1 rRNA gene (running past one end of the window) is annotated in these 417 nt (G+C 53.2%); it reads right to left on the reverse strand.

The annotated features are described in order from the left end of the window. A 16S ribosomal RNA gene (locus ACCQ40_RS08195) occupies positions 1-417 on the reverse strand; its annotated part reaches 92 nt to the left of the window's first position; the annotation flags it as partial.

A 417-nucleotide genomic window follows, 5' to 3' on the forward strand; every position in this document is an offset into this window, starting at 1 on the left:
ATGCACTCGAGTTGCAGAGTGCAATCCGGACTACGATCGGTTTTCTGGGATTGGCTCCACCTCGCGGCTTGGCTACCCTCTGTACCGACCATTGTATGACGTGTGAAGCCCTGGTCATAAGGGCCATGAGGACTTGACGTCATCCCCACCTTCCTCCGGTTTGTCACCGGCAGTCTCATTAGAGTGCCCAACTTAATGATGGCAACTAATGACAAGGGTTGCGCTCGTTGCGGGACTTAACCCAACATCTCACGACACGAGCTGACGACAGCCATGCAGCACCTGTGTTACGGCTCCCGAAGGCACTCTTCCATCTCTGAAAGATTCCGTACATGTCAAGACCAGGTAAGGTTCTTCGCGTTGCATCGAATTAATCCACATCATCCACCGCTTGTGCGGGTCCCCGTCAATTCCTTT

The sequence above is a fragment of the Anaerococcus cruorum genome, from assembly GCF_046365495.1.
Classification (GTDB): Bacteria; Bacillota; Clostridia; order Tissierellales; family Peptoniphilaceae; genus Anaerococcus; species Anaerococcus cruorum.